The sequence below is a fragment of the Acinetobacter sp. NigerLNRRAM0016 genome, from assembly GCF_054112845.1.
In genome coordinates, this window is sequence record NZ_JBSYVT010000012.1 from 23,105 (window position 1) to 48,708 (window position 25,604).

The following is a 25,604-nucleotide window of genomic DNA, read 5'->3' on the forward strand; positions in this document are numbered from 1 at the left end:
TATTCTCATTCGTATTTAATAAATTACTGAACTATGGTTGTTTTTGGCATACAGGGTTAATCAATCACACCACTCACTCCTATCCGTAAACTAGGATCCCCTTGTGATGCAGCTGCAACCCCTCCAGTAAATGACCAACGCCCATTATCAGCTGTTTTACGCAATGTCATACCAACTGCATTTTCCCCACCGTGGTATGCAGCTCCAGCAGCATAAGTGAATTTTCCTGCTACAAATGGTGCACCTTCCATTGCCATAGCGGCAGCAATACCGGCATTGGCTTTTTTCTCTACATCATCTATTCGCACATTGGTATCGTAGAATATCTGCTCTATACGATCTCCTAAATTTGTAACTCTATTGCCTAAATCTATATCTGCTTGATTGAGTGCACCTAATGCATCTCCAACATTGTTGTACGTTCCATTATTTACATTATAGGTTGGTGCTGTGAATTGCCCGTTTTCATATTTCGCACCACCACCCAATGAAGCTGTAATATATTGATTGGAAGCATTTAATTGTGAACCGTTGACTGCATCTTTAGAAGTGCTTGAAACTTCGCCTGCGGCTACATTCGTAATTTTTTTATTACCTGCATTAATCCCATTCTGGTCAATGACTACATCGCCAACTTTGACTGTATTAGCTGTGACTGTATTAGCTGTGACTGTATTAGCTGTGACCGTATTAGAGGTAACAGAATTAAACGTCACATCATCAGCGGTAGCAACTTGATATTCTTTACCGCCTGCGCTATTAGTAGTCTCAGAGACTGTTATATTTTTTCCTGAAATAACGGTAGAGTGTTGTCCTGCTTTTTGGTTAATCGAACTAATTGCATCATTAATATTGGTTGCTCCCGTTCCACCAATATTCACAATGGTATTACCATCTCCGCCTTCGAATGCCCCATCGCCAATAATGTCATGTATCTGACTCCCATTAACAGCATCCTTACTGTTCTGCGCAATGCTTCCTTCTGCAACATTGGTCACTTTATTCCCTGCTGCATCAATGCCATTTTTTGTGACACTTGGTCCACCTGCAATGGTAAGACCATCTGAGTTCACCACAGTATCACCCGTTGTTACACTATCGACATTAATATCTTTAGCTAACTCCACAGTGACATTATTTCCACTGTTATTAATATTGATGTTTCCATCTTTATTAGCAAAATCAACAGTATCTTCAGACTCTACTTGACTACTATTTTTTCCATTTGTGGTTAAGTTCCAGCCTTTATTGACATTCTGTACAGCGTCGCTTACCAATTTAAGTTGATCCTCTGTCGCAGCCTGCCCACTGACAAAATTATTCGGATCAAAAGTTTTATTGGTTAAACCACCAATGGTTCCCGTAGAACCATTCACAGTGATTGAATTAGCACCTCCCACAATAATCTGCGTTGGGCCTATTTGAGTTTGAGAAATGCCATTGCTGAGGCTAATATTTCCAGCACCAATCAAACTGTTATTTGTTCCATCACTCACGAGTGTGCCGTCTACGGTACTGGTATTGGTTTTATTACCATCTTTTAATTCAACGTTCCCATCAGTAATTTCACTTTTACCTACAGTTAAGCTCCCTGCTGAAGTCAGATCAATATTTTTAGATAATTCAACCTGAACTTTTCCGCCTGAGACTTTGGTACTAATATTACTATCCGCACCAATCACATCAATATTTTCACCTAATTTCTTAGTGACTGTATTACCATCCTCGGCTGTTAAAGCAAATCCAGCATCACTTAAACCATTTTGCATGTCTTTGAGTTGTTCTTCAGTGGCCGCACGGCCTACTGTTGCAAAATCAGCACTTGTCGTTGTTTTATTTGTTAACCCCGTTATATCTCCGGTGTTGCCATTTATAGTTACAGGATTACCACCTGAGGCAGGTCCAATGTTCACGACTGACTCCAACCCAAATGTTATGCCGTTGTTGCCTGTATTTGTAACTTTTATGTTCGCATCAGTCGCACTGAAATCAACATTTTCACCTAAAGCAATAGTGTCTTTAGATGCTGTATCTCCATTTGTACTAACAGTAAATCCAGTATCGATAATCTGCTTAATTTGACTACCATTTACTGCATCCATGGAACTATCACTAATATCACCCGCAGCAACATTAGTAATTTTATTTGTTCCTGCATTAATTCCCGTAGCAGTTACACTCGGTGAATTTGGGACTGCCCCGCCACTTGAATTCACAAAGGTTAAACCTTTGCTATCAATGACTGTACCCCCAGCATTAACACTGTCGAGCTTAATATCTTTGGCAAGTTTGATAGTCAGTTTATTATCCGTACTATCTGCGACCACGCCAATATTATTATCAGTCAGATTCGTGCCAATAGACTCACCACCAACTATACTTAAGCTCTGACCTAATCTTCTATCAACATTAACCCCTGCATTATCTCCCACAAAAGTAAGTGGCGTAGCCAACTGATCTTCTGTCGCAGCACGCCCAACAACATAATTTATAGGATCAAATGTAGTATTGGTCAAACCTGTAATCGTGCCATTTTTTCCGTTAATTGCAATAGTTGCCCCCCCAGGAAGCCCTCCCACATTCACTACTTCAGCCAGTTTCAAATCCAGATCTGCGCCAGTATTGCTAATAACCAAATTACTATCACTATTTGAAAAATCAACAGTCTCATCTGGTGCAATATTTGTGCTGCTAGCACTGTCTTTATTGGTTGTTAAATTCCAACCCTTGATCGCATTTTGTGCCGTATCATTGACTAATTGAAGCTGTTCTTCTGTTGCTGCACGACCGACAGTTGCAAAATCAGCTGTGGTTAGTGTCTTGTTAGTTAACCCAGTCAACGTGCCCGTTGTACCACTTAACAATACATTATTTGTCGCATTTTTTAAGTTAACGCTACTAGCATTGCTCGTATTAGTATTTGTACCTGCTGTAATGACGGTCTGAGTAGAGGTACTAACATTACTATTATTGGCAGTATCTTTAATTTCAACCTGACCATCGGTTACTTTAGTTGTTCCAACAGTTAAACTTCCTTGTGCTGTAAGGTTTACATCTTTTGCCAATTTAAGCTGTAAGGTATCTGTACCATCAGCCACTACACCAATATTTCCATCGGTAAGCACTCCTGTAGCACCACCAGTAACATTCAATTGCTCACCAAGTTTACGATCAACTGCGGTGCCACTATCACCTGCAAAACTCAGTGCAGTGTCTGCCAAATCATCAATAGCCTGATTGGTTTGGTACAGTTGACTGCCATTGATTGCATCTGTACTAGTGCTACTGATACGCCCCGCAGCAACATTAACAATAGTTCTTTCAGACCCAACATCTCCCACACTCACACTCGATGAAGTGACCGGAGTTCCTGCAAAGTTATAAGTTTTATCATTGATGACGGTTGATGTTGTTGCCACATAAGCAGCTGAGACTGATTTGTTACCGAGAACCACAGCATTTTCATGGGAGGCTGTGGCTGACTTACCAAATACAGATGCTCCTTGGGCTGTTACTGAAGCACTATTACCAATAGCCACAGTATCTTCTTGAAGTGCCGTTGAACCCGTACCGATAGCAATTGAATTCAATGCATTCGCATTTGACTGCTTCCCTAAAGCTATGGCATTAACACCGTTCGAAGTCGCATTATTGCCTATCGCAGTAGCATCATCAGCGCGGCTAACACTACTCACACCTATAGCGATTGAATTACCGCCCGCACTTTCGGAATTTTGACCAATCGCTGTTGCTTTTGCTGCCAAGCTTTTTGCTTGTGTTCCTATAGCCAAACCATCTTGTTCTGTACTATTTGCATCCGACCCTATAGATGTTGAACTAACACCAGAAGCTTGAGCATTATCACCATAGGCCATACTATCTTCTGCACTTGCATTAGCAAACCGACCTAATGCAACACCCTGAGCACCATTCGCTTTAGACTGATATCCTATTGCAGTGGCATTATCGCCTTGTGAAAGTGCTTGGCGGCCTATCGCGATTCCTTGATTAGCTGTATTAACTTCCGCCTCACTACCAATCACAACCGCATAATCTACGTTCGTCCCGTCTGCTTCAGCGCTATTTCCAATAACTACACTATCTTCACCTTTGCTTTGAGCACTTTTGCCCAATGCAATATTATTTACACCATTTGCAATCGTTGAATCGCCTATCGAAATTGATGAAATACCAATAGCTCCTGTATTTGAACCAATTGCAATTGCTTGCTCTCTGCTTGCAATTACACTATTACCAAGAGCAATACTGTTTGGTGCAACAGTAGCTGTACCTGCACTAGGGCCAATGGCTATAGAGTTTTCACCATTTGCACCTGTATTGTTTATATTATTGATATCCGTCGTATTAACCGAAAAGTATTGAGGCCCCCCTCTACAACAGCTGCTTTTAACTGGGCTAAATTGACAGCTGATGTTGGGTCATTTGCATCCGCCTTCACATTGCGGATAATGGTTCCATCAGTTCCCACTAAATTTATTACTGTCTTATCTGAGTTATATAGAACTGCATCTGGCACGATACCGCCAATTTGCCCTGTCCCCAATAAATCAAAAGCATCTTGAATCGTGGTTGCGAGCTTACTTGTATCACCAGTATCTGGATCTAAAAGATTAACTTGTATTAAAGGTAAGGTACCGTCACTCCCTATACTCGCGGGGTTTCCATCCGAATCCGTCGCCCCCGTTACGCGAATAATATCATTCTGCAACGCTTTTATTTGATTAACTGTGACTGCATCTTGCAAATCGGAACCATCTGCAACGTTGGTAATCCTACGCTGTTCAAGCGCATTACCAACTGAAATAATATTATACCCACCTGCTCCAGCTGAAACATTCGTAATATAGCCACTTCCAAGAGAATTACTATTAGCCGTACTTCCAGCACCCAAAGCGACATCATCTTGAGTAGCTTGACTATCAGTACCTAATGCCACGCCATCAGTACCATTTACTTGCGAATCAGCCCCCAATGCCACACCTCCTAGCGAAGAAACAGCCCTCGAACCAATTGCCACACTTCTTGAACCTGCTACTGTTGATGAGCCAATTGCCACGGCATTTTCAGAGCTTATGGCATTATTACTATTAAGACCAATTGAAATATTCTGATTGCCTATCAGATTTGCCCCTGCCTTCGAACCCAAAGCAATATTGTAATCTGAACTTCCTGTATTTACGGTTGCATTACTTCCAGAACCTACACCAATAGCTATAGATTGATTACCACTAATATTTTGTCCTGAATCAGCACCAATTGCGATATGCCCATTACGGTCAAAAGTGCCTGAATTAACTGAACCAACTCCAGCATCATTTCCTATTGAAACACCATTTGCTACACTCGCATGTGCTCCATTCCCTAATGCAATAGCACTAGCACCACCAGCAATAGCTTTATTACCAATAGCATTACTTGAAGAACCATTTGCAGATGCTGAATTACCAATGGCGTTTGAGTTATCAGATGCTGATGCAAGAACCCCCATTGCATTAGAATTATCACCTGTTGCATTTGCCCCATTACCGATTGCAGTCGAATTGGTTCCTGTAGCCAATGCGGCATTTCCCACTGCAACACTAGAAGTACCACCTGCTACAGTAGAAGCACCAAGAGAAACACTTTGATCTCCAACCGACATGTTTGCGCCATTTCCCATGGCAGTGATAAATTGTGTAACTTGAGCCGGTGAAACAGGAACTCCATTAATCTCCGTGATTGTGGAAACATCTGTTCCCGTAGCCGTCACAGCTATACCATTAATTGCAATAATCTGAGTACCCGAGACATTATATGTGGGTGTAATAACTCGACTTTGCCCACCATTACCAATCGATGTTGAATTCTTACCTAGCGCATTCGCTTCTTTACCAAATGCAATAGAAGCATCATTTAATGCATTAGCAGTATCGCCTACAGCAATACTATTCGCCCCTGTAGCATTAGATAAATATCCAACAGCTATAGACGACTCTCCAAGCGATTTTGCAACTGGACCAATCGCAACCGAATCTATGCCTACTGCCTCTGAATCATCGAGGGTTGAGTTTGTATGAAAATATTTTACACCCTCACCACTTTCGAATAGTAAATCATTAATCTGCCCACCTGTTACAGCATCAGAAGAACCTGTTGCAATATCGCCATCTGCAATATTAGTAAGCTTGTCTCCTCCAAGATCCAATCCGTTTGCAGTGCTCGTCAATGTTGTATTATTTGTTGTATCGCCAATTTTGACAGAGGTAAATTCGGGATTATCTACTGTACCGATCGTAATTTCTGTTCCCGAATTCGTCACTGTAACATTCTTGCCATTTATAAAGTTTATAGCATCTGTGGATTTAACAGCTGTGTCTCCTCCACCATTGGTTTGCAAGTTCCAAGTTTGGTTTGTCAATGCGTTTAAATCAGTTTGCGTTTGTATAAGATCAGATTGGGATGCTTTTGTTGCTAAACCTGTAGTGGCATCATTCACCTGACTATCTAATGTATCTAAATCAGTTTGAGAGGCTTTTGTTGCCAAGCCTGTAGTAGGATCGTTTACTTGATCATTTAAAGTATCCAAATCAGCTTGAGAGGCTTTTGTTGCTAAGCCTGTAGTAGGGTCGTTTACTTGATCATTTAAAGTATCCAAATCAGTTTGAGAGGCTTTTGTCGCTAAACCTGTCGTAGAATCGTTTACTTGATTATTTAATGTAGTTAAAGACACCCCATTGGCAATAACATCCCCTGTAGTCGAAGAAATGTTCCCTTCAGCAGTTACCGTCTGAGTTACAGTCAGATTCCCATCAACAGTCTCATCAGCAGCTTGAGACGTTCCTGCATATAAAATTGATAAAACTAGAGCTGAAGTTTTAATGACCGTTTTGGTCGAAGACTTTTTTTGACCTTTTGCTGTTTCAGAAACTACAATCCATGCTCCTAATGTAGTACTCCATAACAATTTATAAATCTTATTCATCACTTCTCCCTCAATTTATTAGATGTTCTATGTTTTAGAAACGCATTTTTATTAAAATAAAATACACAACGAATCTTCATCTCTCACAATTATTAACAAAAATACACATCAACAAACAAAATCAAATTCACTGATTAAAAGGGCTTTGTTGCACAAACCTATCTCTAAAGGCTTATTCCACAATATAATTTTCAAATGAATAAGCCTACACCTAAGATTTATCGTACAACCAATTGGTCTTCATATAACCGAGCACTCATTAATCGTGGAAATATTGCCATTTGGTTTGATCCCAAGACTCAATGGTATGCTCAACCAAAAAGTAAACAAGGTCGAAATCAAACCTATTCTGATGCAGCCATTCAATGCTGTCTAATGATTAAATCTCTCTTTCGTTTGTCTTTACGTATGGTCACTGGCTTTGTTCAAAGTCTCATTCATCTGTGCGGTCTAGATTGGACAGCTCCAGATTATTCCACCATTTGTAGAAGACAAAAGCATATTGATATTCAAATTAGTTATGAAAAGAGTTGTAATGGGCTGCACCTACTCGTCGATTCCACGGGCTTGAAGTTTTTAGGTGAAGGTGAATGGAAGCGTAAAAAACATCAGCCTGAATATCGTCGACAATGGCGTAAATTACATATTGGTATTGATGCTAAAACCCTACAAATACGCGCAGTTCAACTCACAACCAACAATGTGAGTGATTCACAGGTGCTTAGTGATTTACTTGATCAGATTCCACAAGATGAACAACTGCATTCCGTATATACCGATGGAGCTTATGATACCAAGCAGTGCCGACAGGCCATTGCGGATCGGCAAGCACAAGCAGTGATTCCACCAAGAAAAAATGCGAAGCCTTGGAAAGATAAAAAGATGAGCTCGCTAGAACGCAACGAGTTGCTTCGAACAGTTAAGCGTTTGGGAAGAACTATTTGGAAGAAATGGCCAGGCTATCATCGGCGAAGTTTGGTTGAAACCAAGATGCATTGCATCAAATTATTAGGGGATAAACTCAGTGCGAGAAACTTTCAAAGCCAAGTCAATGAGATTCATGCACGTGTGGCAGTATTAAATAAATTTACGGACTTAGGCAGTTGGGACAGATCACCCTGTTGTGGCTGGGCTTGCGCCAAACTAAAAATCTGATAGGTTTTTGAACCGATGCTGAAAGATTGTAAGGCATTGAAGCTATTGATTTGACTATACTTTGCCATAGGTGTGTCCTCCGGCTTGCATGGCTATTTTTATTCCATTGTTCTTTTTATAATGTAGGTCAAATCATCTGGTTTAATGTTGTGGATTAGTAATTTCCCTACGACTTTATTTTAATTGTCCAGTCGTAAACACTGCTGGGTATTGTGCCAGAGTTGTTCTGCTAAGGTTTCCTCATCGCACTGTAAACTTTGTACCAGACCCGCTAACACATAAGGTAAATTCACAGGGGTATTACGGGTTCGTTCTAGGTTTGAAACTTGGCAACACAGCGGTGTCATATCGGGGCAATCGGTTTCCAGCACCAAATGTTCAGCCGCGATTTCCTGTACCACTCGATGCAGTTTTTTCGCATTGGGATTGGTAATTTGTCCAGTCACGCCAATTTTAAAACCGAGCTTGATCAGTGCCTTGGCTTCTTCTACCCCACCGCTAAATGCATGAGCAATCCCACCCAATTGAAATTTTTGCTGTTTTAATAGGGCAATGCTTTCGGCATGTGCTTTGCGAATATGCAATAAAACTGGTTTTTGATATTGCCGCGCCAGTTCCAATTGCTGCTGAAAATAATCCTGCTGTTTGGCAAATATTTCGGGTTGTTTATGTTCAGGCAAAAAGGTATCTAGCCCAATTTCTCCCACTGCAACGCAGTCCTGTTGCTGCAACAATTGTTCAAGCTGGAGTAAATGTTCAGGTTGATGTTGTTCGATATAAAAAGGATGCAAGCCGGGAGCAAGGTAAGCCTGCGGTGCCTGTGACAAACCATTCACAAACTGTTGGGTATGCAGCAAATCTGCAAAGCGTGAAGCCACAAAACCAATGAGTACCAATGCCTCCACTCCTGCTGCTTTTGCCTGATACGCCAACTGTTCCCGATCTGAATCAAAATCAGGAACATCAAAATGGGTATGCGTATCAAATAAACGCGGCAGCATGCAGCACCCGATTACTGGCTCGGCGCACTGGCAGCGCTTGCAGCGGCCTCAGTGACAAATTCAGGTAAATACTGTTTTTTCAGGATGGTTTGCAATTGATCATAGGGAATGGTCAAGCGTGGTAAACCCACCACATACGGGCCAATTTCATATTCGCCATACTGCAAAATTAAGCCCTGCTGGCTCAAATAATAATTATCGCTGAGTTTAAATTTCCAAGCCTGTTCATATTCCGACACGTCGTTCGCCAGTTTGGATTCAATCACCCACGTTTTAAACGCTTCATGGGCTTGGTTTTCCAGCGCAGCCAACTGATTTGGTGCCAGCACCTCATCCAATTTCACCAGCTTTTGTTTTTCTAAATCGAAATTATAGTATTGCTGTGACGATGAACCGTGTGCACCGCCCAAGTAACTGCTGGTATTCAAGACCACCGTGACCAAAGGTCCTTTGGCATTCAGAATGGTCGGCTTAATCATCACACTAATTTTATGATTGGAACTGAGTGCTTTGATCTCTTGATCTAACTTTAAGAAGGTTTGGGTATAGGGTTGTAATTGTTGCTCAAGCTGTTGCTTCACCGTTGCGGCTTGAACTACGGCTTGCGATGCGGCGACTTCCGAGGCTTTCGCAGTCGATGCAGCCTCAGCATCACTTAACTCAGGAGAAATAGCTAAAATTTGCTCGACCTGTTTCAGAATTTCCGCATCAATATAGGCGTCAATAAACGGCTGATTACTGCTCAGGCGTTCAATGGTCATTTCTGGACAGTTTTTATCATCACACTCGGGCAAATTCAGCGCAAGTTTTTCCGAATCTCCAATCAATTGCTGAGCTTGCTGTTGTTCTAATGCCGATGAAGCTGCCGTTTCAGGCTGTTCCGATTCTACTTTTTTAGGCTGACATGCACTGAGTAGCACAGCTACCGTGACGATGCTGACCGCGCCAAGCATTTTATTTTTTGTCATTTGATTCAAACCTATTGTCATTTTTCAATCGACCTACAGCCACACTGCATTCACAGCAACTAAAAATTTACATCAACTAAAACATGGTCTGGTAAATATCCGCTTTTACAACTTGCTGGGTTTGCGCCTTGGTCAGGTAAATATCTAGCTGCTTACCCTCATCCACAATTTGCAAACTGCGGTAATGCAAACCAATGCCTTCACTGTCAAAGAACCAATCGGCCTGTCCCCAATACAATTTCTTCGGCGCTTTTTGTCGCGCTTCTGGCGTTTGTTGCCTTAACCAATCCTGATAGGCTTTTTGCACCAATTCATTCATATAAACTTGCTGCTTTGGCTCGATAATGTCAAGTAGCGTGACGCCTTGCTGCTTCTTGCGATCTGCAACAGCAAAATAATAGCGCTCATTGACTTTCACATCTTCTTGCTTGCTATCGACCCCCACTTGCAACAGCACGTATTCATTGCGCTGATAGGCAATACGGGTATACAAGGACAACTGATAGGCAGGATTTTTAGAATACTTCGCCTGCCAATCATCCGACTTTTTCACATAAGCATTCACAGCTTGCTGCAAGCTCATGTTCTGCTTTAAACCAATTTGATCTTGAATCACCATGGCTTGAGTTTTCGCCATCCAATCATTGAGCCACTGATCTTGAGTGACTAAGGTTTGAATATCGATATCAATACAATTTTTGGTTTCACAAAAAGGTAAGGCAATTTTAGCGGGTTGCTGCTGAATGTGCAGATAAGGCAAAACTTCAGCTTTGTCCTGTTTAAAAATAGAAGCTGAATCACTGTTCTGCTGATCTTGTGACTGTTTGGAAGAATCACACGCTGACACCGCTAATCCTGCCAACACCAAAACAGTAATTTGAATAATGTTGTTGTTCTTCATTTCGACCACACGCTAGGCTGCCTCAGATGCAAGGTCACCAATTCAATGAAATACCATGTAAAAACAGCCTCCTGAAAGAGGCTGTCTGGCTGACTTTAGTGTTCGCGGGTATTGCGGAACACAATGTCAGGATAACGTTCTTGCATGAGCTGTAAATTCACTCGGCTTGGTGCAAGATAAGTTAAATGCCCACCACCATCGACAGACAATTGGTCATGTGCTTTTTTCTTAAATTCATTGAATTTCTTGTCATCATCACAAGATACCCAACGCACAGTATTGATGCTGACAGGCTCATAAATACAATCGACCTTGTATTCTTCTTTCAAGCGGAACGCGACCACTTCAAACTGAAGTACACCGACCGCCCCTACAATCAGGTCATTACTGTTTTGTGGCATAAAGACTTGCGTTGCGCCTTCTTCAGACAACTCTTTCAAGCCTTTTTGCAACTGCTTTGACTTCAACGGATCTTTTAAACGTACACGGCGGAACATTTCAGGTGCGAAATGTGGAATGCCTGTGAATTGCAGTTTTTCACCCGAAGTAAAGGTATCGCCAATTTGAATGGTGCCGTGGTTATGTAAACCAATGATGTCACCTGGCCACGCTTCTTCCAAATGCTCACGCTCGCCCGCAAGGAAGGTCAATGCATCGCTAATACGCACGTCTTTATCCAAACGGACGTGTTTCATTTTCAGACCTTTTTCATATTTGCCTGAACAAATACGCATAAAGGCAATACGGTCACGGTGTTTCGGATCCATATTGGCTTGAATCTTAAAGACAAAGCCAGTGAAACCTTCTTCAGTCGCTTCCACCTTACGGTCTTGAGTCGGGTGTGCTTTCGGTTCAGGCGCATAGTTGCTAAAGGCATCCAGTACATGATCAACACCAAAGTTACCGAGAGCAGTACCAAACAATACCGGGGTTTGACGACCAGCCAAGAATTCTTCACGGTCCAACGGTTCATTCGCCATTTGTACCAGTTCTAAAGATTCTTCAAAGGCTGCCCAAGCCAACTCACCGACTTTTTCACGTAGGTCAGCATGGTCATAACCGTCACGCACTTCAATCTCGGTAATGGTTGAACCGAAACCTGCTTTATAAACATAGAATTTTTCTTCGATCAGGTTAAATACCCCTGCGAAGTCACGACCTGTACCCAGCGGCCAAGTCAAAGGAACACATTTAATTTTAAGAACGCTTTCAATTTCATCCAGCAGCTCTAAAGGCTCACGGATTTCACGGTCCATTTTGTTCACAAATGAAATGATCGGCGTGTCGCGCATACGACAGACTTCCATCAATTTGATGGTACGGTCCTCGACCCCTTTTGCACCGTCAATCACCATGAGTGCAGAGTCGACCGCGGTTAAGGTACGATAGGTATCTTCCGAGAAATCTTCGTGTCCTGGGGTGTCCAGAAGATTGATCATCTTATCTTTATACGGAAACTGCATCACAGACGTAGTAATGGAGATACCACGTTCTTTTTCCATTTCCATCCAGTCCGAGGTCGCAGCACGGTCCGATTTACGGCTTTTTACCATACCCGCCACCTGAATGGCTTTACCCCATAACAGCAGTTTTTCTGTCATGGTGGTTTTACCCGCATCGGGGTGGGAAATAATCGCGAAGGTTCGGCGTGCCTGAACTTCTTTCAATAATTGATCTTTGAACATGGAGGAAATCTGCAATTTGTACACAGCGATGCTCGCGCAAATGACACGCGACATAACACTGTCAGGTGAGACAAAAATAGGCTCAATTGTAGCGTAAGAATCGTTTTTCTTCTATGTATTTCATGCTGAATGGTTTTGACTGAAATCAGACAAAACCCAGCAAGTCAGTTAAAGCGCTTCGCTATTGGATGCAGGATTGGACAATACAATCGAGTTTTCTTTGAGTTTTTCCAGCACAATCGAGGTGGTGATGTCGTTGATCTGGAATTGATGCGATGAAATTTTACTGATCAGTTGCGACATTTCATCCAGATTCTTGACTGCCACTTTCAGCAAAAAGTCCGAGGTACCTGTGAGCTTATAGGCATCACGAATGCGCGGCTCATCCAGAATAAATTCCAAGAATTTCTCAAAACCATCATCATAGTGATTACGAATGCTGACCTCGATCATGCCCGTAATTGGCGATGGATCGGCTTTCAAGGCAATTTGCGCATAGTAGCCCGTGATAATCTTTTTTTGTTCCAGCGTGGCACGACGGCGTGAGCATTGTGAAGCCGAAAGACCGATCAACTCTGCCAGCTCTTGATTGGTTAAACGACCATTTTGCTGTAATTGCTGAATAATTTTACGATCGTAATCGTCCAGTTCATCGCTCATCATCTATCCCAGAATCTTGTTATCAAACTACTGAAAAATCGTATTTTTCACTGCAAACTACTTTATAGAAACAGGGAGAGAAAAACAAATCCAATCTGGTTTGCCCAACTCTCCCTTAAAAACAGCAATTAAGACGCGACGTAACGATCTTTACGATGGTTCATGGCAATAATCATATTCAACACCACCGCACCCATAATCGAAATCATCAACAAATTGAAATCGACGAAGAACGCAGATGCAATCAGAATGCTGATATCCACAAACATCTGGAACTTACCCACAGAAATGCCATATTTCTCATTCATGAACATCGCCAATAAATTGATCCCACCCATACTCGACTTATGACGGAACAAAATTAAAAAGCTGACGCCCAAAATAATATTGGCAATCAATGAGGCATAAATCGGGTTAATATTTTCCAGACTAAAAAAGCTCGGATTGAGTTCAGCAAAGAATGACACCAAACCAATCGCAGCAACGGTTTTCAGCACCAATTGCAAGCCCATCTTTTTATACGCCAAATAGAAAAATGGAATATTGATACAGAAGAACAAAGTGCCGAAAGACACGTGAAACACATAATGCAATAACAAGGCTAAACCCGCTGTACCGCCAGTCATAATGCCACCCTGCTGGATGATATTAATCGCAAAGGACAACAGGAACGTCCCAATAAAGAGTGCCACCACGTCTTCTACTTTGGAATGTGACATTGGGGCTGGGAGAGATGCCAAAACGGCAGGATTTGATAAAGGTTGGTTGTCCATAAGAAAATCCAAGACATACAATACGCAATTTTAATGCAAATTACGTACCAATATAAAATAAATATGCATATTTAAACTTCTAAAGATTTTTTATTTCATTAAATCCAGCCATTTACATTCTTATATGGACACAATTTTCTACAAATTAGCGTTAAATCCGCAGGTTTTGCTTAACGAGAAATAAGCACATATCATGCATTATTTGATTTTTAATACACATAATGGTGCATTTAATAATTTTATGCACAATTTTGTTGCATATTTTGGTGTTTATCGATTATACAATTACGCATAATCTGCTTTAATTAAACGAGGCACAACGGTTTTGCTGTCATGTATTCGAATCAAACAGGACGATGCCTCTACGAAGGATTGAAATAGGTGAAATCAAGAAAACAATTCAAGCTATTGTTTTTATTTATCTATTTTAACTTTACCAGAGGATCAGCATCTTACTTCATATCGAAGATGATGCCATGCGAGTATCTCCATACCGCAAAACAAAATTACAAATAACATAATTAAATTATGTATTGCATAATTTAATTGGATTGAGTAAGCTGTTCTCAACATAAAGTCTGCCTTAATGCACCTTTTTGATGCATATACAGCACAAGCAAAACAACGACATGTGAAGACATGTGAAAAGGAATATCACAAGCAGCGAAACCAGCACCGTAACACCATCGTCAGTCATACAGTATCTGAGCCTGCGGTATACCTTGCTACAGTCGTAAAACGTCACACAGGATGTGTAACAGGAAGTTGAACTCGGTCATGGGATCCATGCACCTCAGTCAAGATCTTTGAGCCGAACACTGGCTGTTCTTCACATCAAAAAAAACACCCTGAACATTGGACTCGTCAATTCACGACAAGAGGGAAATAAGATGGATATTTTAGAAAACCCATTAGAATTATGCGGATTTGCATTTATTGAGTTTGTAGCCAAGGAAAATGAGCTTGATCCAATTTTTGAAACCATTGGTTTCAGCAAAGTCGCAAAGCATAAATCCAAAAATGCATACTTATGGCGTCAGGGCAATATCAATATTATTTTGAATTACCAGCCTGAATCTTATGCCTCTTATTTCTTTAAAGAACATGGTCCTTCTGCCTGTGCCATGGGCTTTAAAACTCGCAATGCCGCCAAGGCTTTTACCAAAGCGCTAGAATTGGGTGCGGAACCGATGTATAGCAAAGTCGGTCCAATGGAGCTGAATATCCCAGCCATCAAAGGGATTGGGGGGATGCCAATCTTCCTAGTTGACCGTGACATCTATGAAAATGATTTCGAGTTTATTGAAGGCGTCGACCGCCACCCTGTCGGGACAGGTTTAAATGAAATTGACCATTTGACCCATAACGTCTACAAAGGTCGCATGGAATATTGGGCAAATTTCTATGAAAAAATCTTCAATTTCCAAGAAATCCGTTACTTCGATATTAAGGGTGAATACACAGGATTGACCTCGAAGGCTTTGACTGCCCCAGATGGCAAAATTCGTATTCCATTAAATGAAGACTCGGACAAAGGCAATGGGCAAATTGCCGAGTTCTTGGCGGACTTTAATGGCGAAGGCATTCAACACATTGCCTTTATCACTGATGATTTGATTGGGACTTGGGACAAACTCAAAAGCCTCGGCATGAAGTTTATGACCCCGCCGCCAAATACCTATTATGAAATGTTGCCCGAGCGTTTACCAAATCACGGTGAACCGACGGAAGAACTGCAACAACGTGGTATTTTGCTGGATGGTTCTACCCAAAATGGCGAGAAGAAACTGCTCCTGCAAATCTTCTCGCAAAATATGCTGGGACCTGTGTTCTTCGAATTTATTCAACGTAAAGCCGATGATGGCTTTGGTGAAGGCAATTTCAAGGCCCTGTTTGAATCCATCGAACGCGATCAAATCCGTCGTGGCGTACTGCAAGTTTAAGCCACTGGTTTAAACAGCAACACCAGTGAACGAAGCAGGCGAACCCATTTAAGCCGGCATCGTACACAAAAAAGGCGACTGAATTCAGTCGCCTTTTTTAATCGATCACACCAGCCATGTTAACGGGCTTGAATAAACTGATTCATGGCAGCCACTTCATGCTGCAATAACTGTACTTTTTCACTGCCTACATGCAGTGGCAAAAAGGTTTCGCTATCAATCGCGACCACAGAAAACTCGATCTGACCTTGTGCATTAAAAACGGGTAAACCCACGGCATTGATACCGACCAGCAAATCCCCTTTCGCCAAAGCCATTTGCTCCGTACGAATCTGCTGTTTTAACTGGCTAAATTCATCCCAGTTGGCAGGTTTCAGTGCCAGACCTAAAGTCGCCGCTTTATCCCACTCTGCCTGCATTAAGGGACGAATCACGGTTTCAGGTAAATACGACGCAAAGACCCGTCCCGAAGCTGAGTTGACCAACGGCATGATCGAACCGACTTTGGTTACAATCGCAATGGGATGATTAGATTCAAGCGACTGCACCACCAACGGCCCTCGCGGTGACCATTTACTGATTTGAATGCTGCACCCAATCTTGGCTTGCAAGGCATAAATCATCGACTGCACTTGCTGCAAGGCATCGGTATGCTGAATACAGTTAAGACCTAAACGCCACGCCTGATCGCCCAGTGCATATTGTCCATCATTCAGTTGTTTGGCGTAATTCATACGAATCAGGCTCACCAGATAGCGATGGACTTTGGCTGGATGCATCTCCAGCTTGTGCGAGAGATCTTTCAGAATAATCGGTTGATTATGCTCGAGCAGCGCATTTAACACCGCCAAACCGACTTCAAGCGATTGCACCCCACCCGATAACTTTTCTTCAACCATTGATGTGCTCTTTAAAGGTCATTTTCTCAATCATTTCTTTGCTTTTGTGTGACGACACAAGGACAAATTGGTCCGTGACATCATGCCTGAGATTTAGCAAAAACTGAACTCATCTTTTAACGGACTTTTATGCGCGACGGTCATCAGGCAAATCTCGCGGCAAAAAAAAAACTGCACTCGGTCAAAAATGCAGTCAAGGGTAAAACCAAAAAGTCAGAACCGTGCTTTAAGCACCTAACTCTTCCTCATGTAAAAAGTGAGTATGCTGTGGCGCACGTTTGGTCTTGCTCCATTCATCCAGCATTTCCAGCTTCATTTCTTCGGTAATGCGCGCAATTTTTTCATCGGCATACACATCGTTATAGGTCAGCTCTAGACGGTGACCATTTGGATCGAAGAAATAAATCGAATGGAAAATGCCGTGATTGGTAATGCCGAGCACTTTCACGCCATGTGCTTCCAGATGTTCTTTGGCTGCCAGTAACGCTGCCAAGTCTTCCACTTCAAAGGCAATGTGCTGTACCCAAGCTGGGGTATTTTCATCGCGTCCCATTTCAGGCTGCGTTGGCAATTCAAAGAAGGCTAAAACATTGCCCTGACCTGCATCCAAAAATAAGTGCATATAGGGATCAAAGGCTTTGGTCGATGGCACATGATCTTCAGCAAAGGCCAAAATAAAATCCATATTCAACATGGTTTTGTACCATTGCACCGTTTCTTTGGCATCCTTACAACGGTAAGCCACATGATGTATTTTTTTAATTGCAAAACTCATAATCAAACTCCTTTTTCTGTTTTATTCCCAATCGGCTTGTTGTTCAGGTGCAGCCTGATGAAATGCTGCCAACTGCATACAGTGCGTATAAATCGACTGGATTTTTGGATATTCCGTTAAATCAATTTGAAAACGTTTAGCGTTATACACTTGTGGAATCAGGCAACAATCGGCAAAAGTCGGCTGCTCAGCAAAACAGTACTGTCCATTCGATTGCTGTAATTGTTGCTCTAGGCTTTGAAAGCCCAGCTTAATCCAGTGTTGATACCATGCCGTTTTCTCGCTGTTGCTCACTGCAAGCGTCTGCTCCAAATACTGCAACACTCTTAAGTTATTCAGTGGATGAATTTCACAAGCAATATGCTGGGCAAAAGCACGCACCTGAGCGCGTTGATGCAGGTCCTGAGGCAACAAAGCTGTCTTCGGATAAGCTTCTTCTAGATATTCCAGAATGCTCATCGATTGGATCAGGACATATTGCTGATCCAATAAAGTCGGTAGCAACTCACTCGGATTAAGTGCTGCATACGCTGCCAAATGCTGTTCACCACCCTGTTTCAGCAAATGCACCGCTTGGGTGTCATAACTCAAGCCTTTCAAGTTCAGGGCAATGCGAACACGAAACGCCGCCGAGCTGCGAAAATAGCTATACAGTTTCATGCTGTGCCTGCTCTGCTTCGGCAAAGTCAAAACTTAAAGCGGGTAAAATGGTATTTCGAACTTCACCAAAACCAACACGCATCCCATCTTTTTCGGCATGACCTTTCATAATGACGGTATCGCCATCCTCTAAGAAACCACGCTGTTCGCCATTGGCTAGAGTTAAAGGTGCAGTGGTATTCCAAGTGAGTTCCAACAAGCTACCGTAAGAATCTTTGCTTGAACCCGAAATCGTCCCCGAACCCATCAAATCACCGACATTGACATTACAGCCTGCAATGGTGTGATGCGCCAACTGCTGTGCCATCGACCAGTACATATATTTAAAGTTGGTCTGGCAAATCACATCTGCACTGGTACTTTGTGCAGCTTGAATTTCTACCGAAAGCTGAATGTCATAACTGCTTTCTGCACTTTCCTGTAAATAAGCTAAAGGACGTGGCTCTTGCACGGGACCCTGCACTTTGAACGGTTGCAAGGCCTGCATGGTCACGACCCACGGCGAAATGGCACTGGCAAAAGTTTTGGCATTAAACGGACCTAAAGGTACATATTCCCATTGCTGAATATCGCGTGCCGACCAGTCATTCAACAGCACCATGCCAAAGATATGTGCTTCAGCATCATCAATATGAATCGGCTGACCTAAGCGACTTGGTTGACCGACAATAAAAGCCGTTTCCAATTCAAAATCCAGCTTACGTGTCGCGGAAAAAACTGGACGCTCATGTTCAGGCAATTTGATTTGACCAGATGGACGAACAATCTCTGTTCCACTCACCACCACTGAACTGGCTCGCCCGTTATAACCAACAGGTAGCTCGCTCCAATTTGGCAATAAGGCATTTTTAGGATCGCGGAACATACAGCCGACATTGGTGGCATGTTCTTTAGAAGAGTAAAAATCGGTATAACCTGAAATTTGTACAGGTAAATGCATGATGGCATCTTGCTGTTTATAGAGCACCTGTTGCTGCAAATCGGCATCATTCTGCAAGCGAGGATTATCCAGTGCCAAAAGTTGTTGTAACTCTCGACGCACTTTGTGCCAGTTGCTTGAACCCGATGCGATAAATTTATTCAGACTAGGTTGATTAAAGTAATGCTCATGCTCACTCAGGCGTAAAACACCTGCCTGCTCCAAAGCTGCCAAATCTAAAATCCACTCACCAATCGCCACACCAACACGTCGCTCGCCATCCTGAGTGCGACTAAAAATGCCATAAGGCAAATTATGAATAGTGAAATCTGAATCGGCTGGAACAGGAATAAAACAGCTCAATTGCGAATTCATGATAGTGCCATCCTTGTTATTTTCTCGATATTCTGCGCTTCACTGTGCGGATAAAATTAAACTTATTGAATAAAAATCATGAGATTAACTTAAAATTTTCACCCACTTCACCGCGACAATCGGCTCAACTTCATTTCATCATACTGAGTTTATAAAATTACGCAATATATAATTTAATTACTTTATTCATAATTTTATTCATTAATTGCACTTTCAAGCTCTTAGCCCATGCGACTCAAGTGCTGTTTAAAGCAGCACCATTGGCTAGAAAACCGCGATGAACTCGCTACAATAAACGCCCATATTTGGTGCATTTCTGCGAAAGAATGGATGCTGAACAGTAAGCACTGCATACAAAATTGCGTCTAAGTTTTTTATTTTTAAGGGAAATAAAAAATAATTCGGCGTTTCACTTGTATATTATTTTTTAATCAATTTATGATATACGTAATTTATTAGGAAATAATTACACGACAAGGATGAGAAGAATCATATGTCACACAATGATCACGGTCAGCTCAAGCACGGTTTATCCAACCGTCATATCCAGCTGATTGCCCTAGGCGGTGCAATCGGTACGGGTCTATTCCTCGGTATTTCTCAATCCATCAAACTTGCAGGTCCGTCAGTCATTCTTGGCTATGCAATTGCCGGTTTAATCGCGTTTTTTATGATGCGCCAACTGGGCGAAATGGTGGTACAAGAACCTGTGAGTGGTTCTTTCAGTTATTTTGCCAATAAGTATTGGGGGCGCTTTGCTGGCTTCATGTCTGGCTGGAATTATTGGGTGCTGAATGTTTTGGTCTGCATGGCTGAACTGAGTGCCGTCGGACTGTATGTACAATACTGGTGGCCTGAAATTCCGACGTGGATGTCGGCACTCGGCTTCTTTATTTTGATTAATGTCATTAACTTGCTCCACGTGAAACTGTTTGGCGAAATGGAGTTTTGGTTTTCGATTATCAAAATTCTTGCCATTGTTGCAATGATTGGTTTTGGCTCTTATTTGCTGGCAACGGGCAGCGCAGGCTCTCAAGCTGCCATCAGCAACCTTTGGGCACTGGGTGGTTTCTTCCCGAATGGCGTCAGTGGCTTGGTCATGGCCATGGCAGCAATTGTCTTTGCCTTTGGCGGTATTGAACTGTTTGGGATTACCGCAGCAGAAGCACGCGACCCGCAGCAAACCTTACCCAAAGCCGTCAATCAGATTATTTACCGCATTTTGATTTTCTATATCTTCACCTTAGTTGTACTTTTAGCCTTATTCCCATGGAATCAAATGGCACAAGGCGGCAGCCCATTTGTGATGGTGTTTGCTTCGTTAGACAGCCATGGTGTCGCAACAGCTTTAAACTTTGTGATTTTAACCGCAGCGGTGTCGGTCTATAACGGCACCAGCTATTGCAGCAGCCGTATGTTGCTTGGCTTGGCAGAACAAGGCAATGCACCACAACTCTTAAAGAAAATTAATGCTCGCGGTATCCCTGTGAATGCGGTCCTCATTTCAGCATTGGTGACTGCGCTGTGCGTCTTGCTGAATTATGTATTCCCAGAAAAAGCCTTTGGTTTACTGATGATGTTGGTGGTCGCTGCAATTGTAATTAACTGGGTGGTGATTTCAATCACGCATTTAAAATTCCGTCAAAGCATGCAACAGCAACAACAAAGCACCTTGTTCCCAAGCTTGGCTTATCCCTTCACCAATTATCTGTGTATTGCCTTTATGCTGGGTATTCTGGTGATTATGAGCCTAACCCCGGACATGCGCATTGCGGTGTATATGATTCCTGCGTGGGTCGGCTGCTTAAGTTTGGCGTATTGGATGAAGCAACGTAAACACAAAGCTGCGGAAGCCAATTTAATTCTGAATACCGATAGTTCTTTTAAATAAGGCTATTGAATAAAACCCTGTCCTCCCCCATATAAGACCAGACTCGCCTAGCATGAATCTGGTCTTGCAAAACCCATGCGAATCGGCTTAAGTTATCAGCATTGATAACTGGGCGATGTGAAGCGCGAACAGTTTGACCCTAGCTGCAACAATCAAGGATTTTTTCATGTTTCAACATATCCCTCCTTATGCAGGCGACCCAATTTTGTCGCTTATGGAACAGTTCAATACCGATCCACGTGAAGGTAAAGTAAATTTAAGTATTGGTCTTTACTACAACGAAGACAGTATTGTGCCTCAGCTTGAAACAATCATGGAAGCGCAAAAGCGTCTTGAGCCACAACAAAGCAAAACCAAATTATATTTACCAATGGAAGGTTTCAAACCTTACCGTGATGCCATTCAAGCCTTGTTGTTCGGTGAAAATAGCCCAGCAGTACAAAGTGGTCGTGCTGTGACCATCCAAACTTTAGGTGGTTCGGGTGCGCTAAAAGTTGGTGCAGACTTTTTAAAAAATTACTTCCCAAATTCTGAAGTTTGGGTAAGCCAGCCAACTTGGGATAACCATGTAGCCATTTTCAATGGCGCAGGCTTAAAAACTCATTTCTACCCATACTTCGATGCTGAAACTCGTGGTGTAGATTTTGATGGCATGTTGTCTTGCTTACAACAATTGCCTGAGCAAAGCGTGGTGTTATTACATCCTTGCTGTCACAACCCAACAGGTGCAGATTTAACCCCTGCACAATGGGATAAAGTAATTGCAGTATTAAAAGCACGTCAACTGATTCCATTCTTAGACATCGCCTACCAAGGTTTTGGTGAAGGTATGGAACAAGATGCTTATGCGATTCGTGCACTTGACCAAGCGGGCTTAAACTTCATTGTCAGCAACTCATTCTCTAAGATTTTCTCTCTGTACGGTGAGCGTGTCGGTGGTTTGACCTTCGTATGTGATGATGCTGCATCTGCACAATGCACTTTTGGTCAGTTAAAAGCGACTGTACGTCGTATCTACTCTAGCTCGCCTACAACAGGTGCATGGTTGGTTGACCAAGTCTTGAATGACTCAGCATTAAATCAACAATGGCAAAATGAAGTGAAAGAAATGCGTGAACGTATTATTAAAATGCGTCGTATTTTGAAAGATGAACTCACCAAAGCACTGCCTGACCGTGACTTCAACTACTTGGTTGAACAAAAAGGCATGTTTAGCTACACAGGCTTAACTGGTGAACAAGTCGATACTTTACGTGAAGATTATGCAATTTACTTGGTGCGTAGTGGTCGTATTTGTGTAGCAGGCTTAAACATGAACAACGTTTATGTGGTTGCCAAAGCAATGGCTGAGGTTTTAGCAAAAGCACCTGCTCAAGCTTAATCTTTAGTTTCAAAAACCAAGATTGTTCAAATGAACAGTCTTGGTTTTTTTACGTTTTAAATTTCCCTAAATTGCAATTACGCACTTATTTTTAAAAGACCAATCAGCATTTCAGAGTTCAATTCAGAGTTCAATTCAGCGTTCGGTGTTGTACCAAATTATCCACGTGTTTTGCCAGATAGTCTTTGAGGTGATTTAAAAAATACGCCACCCGTGGAGAATCTTGCAAGCGTGCCAAATAGACAGCATACACATCTGCGGGCGGAGTGCTGAACTGCTCTAAAACTTGAACTAAACGTCCACTGCGCAAATATTTGGCAACATCCCATTCCGCTCGCATCAAAATTCCTTGCCCATCTAAAGCCCAGTTTAGGGCAACTTCACCATCATTGGTGCTCAAATTGCCATGTACCTTAATGGTTTCAACCTGCTCACCCAAATTTAAGCGCCAATTACCATAAGCGGCTTCATTCTGTCGAATCACAATACATTGATGCGCAGTCAAATCATGTGGCATTACTGGAATCCCGACACTTTTTAAATACAGCGGTGAAGCACACAATAAGCGTCGATTCGCTGCCAATTTCTGTGCAATTAAACGTGAATCTGGAATTTCACCAAAACGAATCACCACATCCGTCGCTTCATCAGGAAGATTGACAGGACGATCACTCAACTGCAATTGCACCTCAACTTCTGGGAAAATTTTGGCAAAATCCGAAATTGCAGGCGCAATATAAGAGCGTCCAAAGCCCAAAGGCGCATTCACCCGTAGCAGACCTTTAGGAGCAAAACGAGTACTAGACACACGGCGCTCCATATCTTCGATTTCTTTTAAAATCCGCAGCGCATTTTCATAATAAATTTCCCCTTCATGCGTCAAGCTAATCCGTCTCGTAGTTCGATTCAGCAAACGCACGCCCAGCCGATCTTCCATTTGCGTCAAACGCCGCGACACTGCGGGTGGTGTTAAATTTAATTCACGTGCTGTAGCAACCAAACTTCCTTGTTTTATTAGTAAGCAAAAAAATGCCAATTCCGTATCTGAGTTCATGATTATTCAGTTTTTTGCAATAGTGATTTAACTTTATATCGATTCATCCCTTTTGCAAAGTCTCTATTATCCATATCACGTTACCCCCCAAACAAAAGATCTCACTTAAGCAAGGAACCTTGAGTAGAGCATAAAGTCCACCGTGTAAGGATTACGGTGTCACAACGGGGAGCCTTTTCGCCAAACGAGATGCGATGTTTCGACATCAAATCAAGTGGTAAACGCTACTTATATGGAGATAAGCCATGGACATGGATATCGAAAAACGGACCTTACGTAAAATTACGTGGCGTATTGTCCCGTTTATCATGATTTTGTATTTAATTGCTTATATTGACCGCGTCAATATTGGTTTTGCCGCCATTACCATGAAAGAAGATTTGGGCTTTACCTCTTCTATTCTCGGTTTTGGCGCAGGGATTTTCTTTTTAGGTTATTTCCTATTTGAAGTGCCATCCAACATTATTCTGCATAAAGTCGGCGCCCGCATCTGGATTGCCCGTGTCATGGTCACGTGGGGCATTATTGCAGGGGGCATGGCTTTTGTCGAAAGCTCAACCAGTTTTTATGTCATGCGCTTTTTATTGGGTGTCGCAGAAGCAGGCTTTTTCCCCGGCATTATTCTCTATCTCAGCTTCTGGTTCCCAGCGCGCAATCGTGCAGGTGTCATCGCCCTGTTTATGGCTGCTGCGCCAATTGCCACCGCCATTGGTTCGCCTATTTCTGCTGCCTTACTGGAAATGCACGGCATTATGGGACTGGCAGGCTGGCAATGGATGTTCCTGATTGAAGCTTTACCTGCGGTGATTCTTGGCGTGGTAGTGTTCTTTTACATGACTGATCGACCTGAAAAAGCCACTTGGCTGAAACAGGATGAACGGGAGTGGTTGGTCAAGACCATGCAGTCTGAAAATGCGAGCAAAGACAACCAGCAACATCACAGCATTCTTCGTGGCTTAGCCAACCCACGTGTTCTGGCTTTGGCACTGGTTTATTTCGGTACCTCTGCAGGTCTATATACCCTTGGTATTTGGGCACCCCAAATCATTAAAGAACTAGGTGTCAGCTCAATGACCGTAGGGCTTTTGAATGCCATTCCACCAATTATCTCTGTGGTTGCCATGATTTTATGGTCGCGTCATTCCGACAAAACCAATGAACGCACTTGGCATGTGGCACTGGCTTGCATTACCGCTGCCATTGGTCTGGTGATTGCCGCAGGTACGGGTAGCGTGATTGGTTTAATCGCAGCACTCACCATTGTCAATGTCGGCATTAGTTGCTCAAAACCACCACTATGGAGCATGCCAACCATGTTCTTGTCAGGTGCTGCCGCAGCCACAGGTATTGCCACCATCAACTCGATTGGCAACCTTGGTGGGTTCGCAGGTCCAGCCATGATTGGTTGGGTCAAAGATCAAACAGGTAGTTTCACAGGTGGGCTGTATTTCGTCGCAGGTTTACTGATTCTTTCGACTGTCATCACACTGGTCTTAAGTTTCACCCAAAAAAAAGACAAAGTCAGTGCAGCTGAATTAAGTAATTCCTAACCCTATTTTTGAATTGATTGACTGAATTGAAC

18 protein-coding genes and 1 pseudogene are annotated in these 25,604 nt (G+C 42.5%); 5 read left to right on the forward strand and 14 right to left on the reverse strand.

Annotated features, from left to right (window positions below):
- Positions 1-56 precede the first annotated feature (56 nt).
- The 3 genes and pseudogenes from ACWQ4X_RS09505 to ACWQ4X_RS09515 all read right to left on the reverse strand — a co-directional run bounded on the left by ACWQ4X_RS09505 (position 57) and on the right by ACWQ4X_RS09515 (position 6,982).
- On the reverse strand, positions 57-4,133 hold the full coding sequence (locus tag ACWQ4X_RS09505) for a YadA-like family protein (RefSeq protein ID WP_457903463.1): 4,077 nt from the start codon (positions 4,131-4,133) through the stop codon (positions 57-59).
- Between the two features lie 150 nt (positions 4,134-4,283).
- Positions 4,284-4,355: pseudogene (locus ACWQ4X_RS09510) on the reverse strand (hypothetical protein); the annotation flags it as partial.
- Positions 4,343-6,982 carry an ESPR-type extended signal peptide-containing protein gene (locus ACWQ4X_RS09515; RefSeq protein WP_457903464.1) on the reverse strand — a complete coding sequence of 880 codons (2,640 nt, stop codon included), beginning with the start codon at positions 6,980-6,982 and terminating at the stop codon, positions 4,343-4,345. The pseudogene ACWQ4X_RS09510 and the gene ACWQ4X_RS09515, both read right to left, overlap by 13 nt.
- Positions 6,983-7,177: 195 nt before the next feature.
- Between ACWQ4X_RS09515 and ACWQ4X_RS09520 the strand changes: the two genes are divergently transcribed.
- Positions 7,178-8,137: an IS5 family transposase gene (locus tag ACWQ4X_RS09520; protein ID WP_457903465.1), complete on the forward strand. Its 960-nt coding sequence runs from the start codon at positions 7,178-7,180 to the stop codon at positions 8,135-8,137.
- 179 nt (positions 8,138-8,316) lie between these two features.
- Here ACWQ4X_RS09520 and ACWQ4X_RS09525 read toward each other — a convergent pair whose 3' ends face one another.
- From ACWQ4X_RS09525 to ACWQ4X_RS09550, 6 genes are all read right to left on the reverse strand, one after another.
- Positions 8,317-9,138 (reverse strand): TatD family hydrolase, encoded by an 822-nt coding sequence (locus tag ACWQ4X_RS09525; protein ID WP_457903466.1) that lies wholly within the window; start codon positions 9,136-9,138, stop codon positions 8,317-8,319.
- Between the two features lie 11 nt (positions 9,139-9,149).
- Complete coding sequence (locus tag ACWQ4X_RS09530) at positions 9,150-10,106, reverse strand: RsiV family protein (RefSeq protein ID WP_457903467.1); 957 nt, start codon at positions 10,104-10,106, stop codon at positions 9,150-9,152.
- A gap of 76 nt (positions 10,107-10,182) precedes the next feature.
- Positions 10,183-11,007 (reverse strand): hypothetical protein, encoded by an 825-nt coding sequence (locus ACWQ4X_RS09535; protein WP_457903468.1) that lies wholly within the window; start codon positions 11,005-11,007, stop codon positions 10,183-10,185.
- A 95-nt stretch (positions 11,008-11,102) separates the two neighbouring features.
- Positions 11,103-12,692 (reverse strand): peptide chain release factor 3, encoded by a 1,590-nt coding sequence (locus tag ACWQ4X_RS09540; RefSeq protein ID WP_100242040.1) that lies wholly within the window; start codon positions 12,690-12,692, stop codon positions 11,103-11,105.
- Between the two features lie 168 nt (positions 12,693-12,860).
- A complete protein-coding gene (locus ACWQ4X_RS09545) occupies positions 12,861-13,352 on the reverse strand; it encodes an Lrp/AsnC family transcriptional regulator (protein ID WP_100242039.1) in 492 nt (163 codons plus the stop codon).
- Between the two features lie 128 nt (positions 13,353-13,480).
- The gene (locus ACWQ4X_RS09550) at positions 13,481-14,125 is read right to left on the reverse strand and encodes a YitT family protein (protein WP_228151422.1); all 645 of its coding nucleotides are present in this window, start codon (positions 14,123-14,125) and stop codon (positions 13,481-13,483) included.
- A gap of 890 nt (positions 14,126-15,015) precedes the next feature.
- Between ACWQ4X_RS09550 and hppD the strand changes: the two genes are divergently transcribed.
- A complete protein-coding gene (gene hppD, locus ACWQ4X_RS09555) occupies positions 15,016-16,068 on the forward strand; it encodes a 4-hydroxyphenylpyruvate dioxygenase (protein ID WP_457903469.1) in 1,053 nt (350 codons plus the stop codon).
- Positions 16,069-16,187: 119 nt separating this feature from the next.
- Here hppD and ACWQ4X_RS09560 read toward each other — a convergent pair whose 3' ends face one another.
- From ACWQ4X_RS09560 to fahA, 4 genes are all read right to left on the reverse strand, one after another.
- Entirely contained in the window at positions 16,188-16,967 is a 780-nt protein-coding gene (locus ACWQ4X_RS09560; RefSeq protein WP_457903470.1) for an IclR family transcriptional regulator, read from the reverse strand.
- Between the two features lie 226 nt (positions 16,968-17,193).
- Complete coding sequence (locus ACWQ4X_RS09565) at positions 17,194-17,742, reverse strand: VOC family protein (protein ID WP_457903471.1); 549 nt, start codon at positions 17,740-17,742, stop codon at positions 17,194-17,196.
- A gap of 21 nt (positions 17,743-17,763) precedes the next feature.
- Entirely contained in the window at positions 17,764-18,402 is a 639-nt protein-coding gene (gene maiA, locus ACWQ4X_RS09570) for a maleylacetoacetate isomerase (RefSeq protein ID WP_457903472.1), read from the reverse strand.
- A complete protein-coding gene (fahA, locus tag ACWQ4X_RS09575) occupies positions 18,389-19,696 on the reverse strand; it encodes a fumarylacetoacetase (RefSeq protein WP_457903473.1) in 1,308 nt (435 codons plus the stop codon). The genes maiA and fahA overlap by 14 nt, the downstream gene beginning before the upstream one ends.
- Positions 19,697-20,189: 493 nt before the next feature.
- Here fahA and ACWQ4X_RS09580 point away from each other — a divergent pair, with 493 nt between their 5' ends.
- Positions 20,190-21,587, forward strand: coding sequence for an amino acid permease (locus ACWQ4X_RS09580; protein ID WP_457903474.1), 1,398 nt, complete (start codon positions 20,190-20,192; stop codon positions 21,585-21,587).
- Between the two features lie 166 nt (positions 21,588-21,753).
- On the forward strand, positions 21,754-22,968 hold the full coding sequence (locus ACWQ4X_RS09585; RefSeq protein ID WP_457903475.1) for an amino acid aminotransferase: 1,215 nt from the start codon (positions 21,754-21,756) through the stop codon (positions 22,966-22,968).
- Positions 22,969-23,098: 130 nt separating this feature from the next.
- Here ACWQ4X_RS09585 and ACWQ4X_RS09590 read toward each other — a convergent pair whose 3' ends face one another.
- Positions 23,099-24,022, reverse strand: a complete 924-nt coding sequence (locus ACWQ4X_RS09590) for a LysR family transcriptional regulator (RefSeq protein WP_457903476.1) — start codon at positions 24,020-24,022, stop codon at positions 23,099-23,101.
- Between the two features lie 245 nt (positions 24,023-24,267).
- Between ACWQ4X_RS09590 and ACWQ4X_RS09595 the strand changes: the two genes are divergently transcribed.
- Entirely contained in the window at positions 24,268-25,572 is a 1,305-nt protein-coding gene (locus ACWQ4X_RS09595) for an MFS transporter (RefSeq protein WP_457903477.1), read from the forward strand.
- Positions 25,573-25,604 lie beyond the last annotated feature (32 nt).

Excerpts from the sequence above, each read along its gene's own strand:
- ACWQ4X_RS09515 (WP_457903464.1), bottom strand. The coding sequence starts at position 6,982 with ATGAATAAGATTTATAAATTGTTATGGAGTACTACATTAGGAGCATGG.
- ACWQ4X_RS09520 (WP_457903465.1), top strand. The coding sequence starts at position 7,178 with ATGAATAAGCCTACACCTAAGATTTATCGTACAACCAATTGGTCTTCA.
- ACWQ4X_RS09525 (WP_457903466.1), bottom strand. The coding sequence starts at position 9,138 with ATGCTGCCGCGTTTATTTGATACGCATACCCATTTTGATGTTCCTGAT.
- ACWQ4X_RS09530 (WP_457903467.1), bottom strand. The coding sequence starts at position 10,106 with ATGACAAAAAATAAAATGCTTGGCGCGGTCAGCATCGTCACGGTAGCT.
- ACWQ4X_RS09535 (WP_457903468.1), bottom strand. The coding sequence starts at position 11,007 with ATGAAGAACAACAACATTATTCAAATTACTGTTTTGGTGTTGGCAGGA.
- ACWQ4X_RS09540 (WP_100242040.1), bottom strand. The coding sequence starts at position 12,692 with ATGTTCAAAGATCAATTATTGAAAGAAGTTCAGGCACGCCGAACCTTC.
- ACWQ4X_RS09545 (WP_100242039.1), bottom strand. The coding sequence starts at position 13,352 with ATGAGCGATGAACTGGACGATTACGATCGTAAAATTATTCAGCAATTA.
- ACWQ4X_RS09550 (WP_228151422.1), bottom strand. The coding sequence starts at position 14,125 with ATGGACAACCAACCTTTATCAAATCCTGCCGTTTTGGCATCTCTCCCA.
- hppD (WP_457903469.1), top strand. The coding sequence starts at position 15,016 with ATGGATATTTTAGAAAACCCATTAGAATTATGCGGATTTGCATTTATT.
- ACWQ4X_RS09560 (WP_457903470.1), bottom strand. The coding sequence starts at position 16,967 with ATGGTTGAAGAAAAGTTATCGGGTGGGGTGCAATCGCTTGAAGTCGGT.
- ACWQ4X_RS09565 (WP_457903471.1), bottom strand. The coding sequence starts at position 17,742 with ATGAGTTTTGCAATTAAAAAAATACATCATGTGGCTTACCGTTGTAAG.
- maiA (WP_457903472.1), bottom strand. The coding sequence starts at position 18,402 with ATGAAACTGTATAGCTATTTTCGCAGCTCGGCGGCGTTTCGTGTTCGC.
- fahA (WP_457903473.1), bottom strand. The coding sequence starts at position 19,696 with ATGAATTCGCAATTGAGCTGTTTTATTCCTGTTCCAGCCGATTCAGAT.
- ACWQ4X_RS09580 (WP_457903474.1), top strand. The coding sequence starts at position 20,190 with ATGTCACACAATGATCACGGTCAGCTCAAGCACGGTTTATCCAACCGT.
- ACWQ4X_RS09585 (WP_457903475.1), top strand. The coding sequence starts at position 21,754 with ATGTTTCAACATATCCCTCCTTATGCAGGCGACCCAATTTTGTCGCTT.
- ACWQ4X_RS09590 (WP_457903476.1), bottom strand. The coding sequence starts at position 24,022 with ATGAACTCAGATACGGAATTGGCATTTTTTTGCTTACTAATAAAACAA.
- ACWQ4X_RS09595 (WP_457903477.1), top strand. The coding sequence starts at position 24,268 with ATGGACATGGATATCGAAAAACGGACCTTACGTAAAATTACGTGGCGT.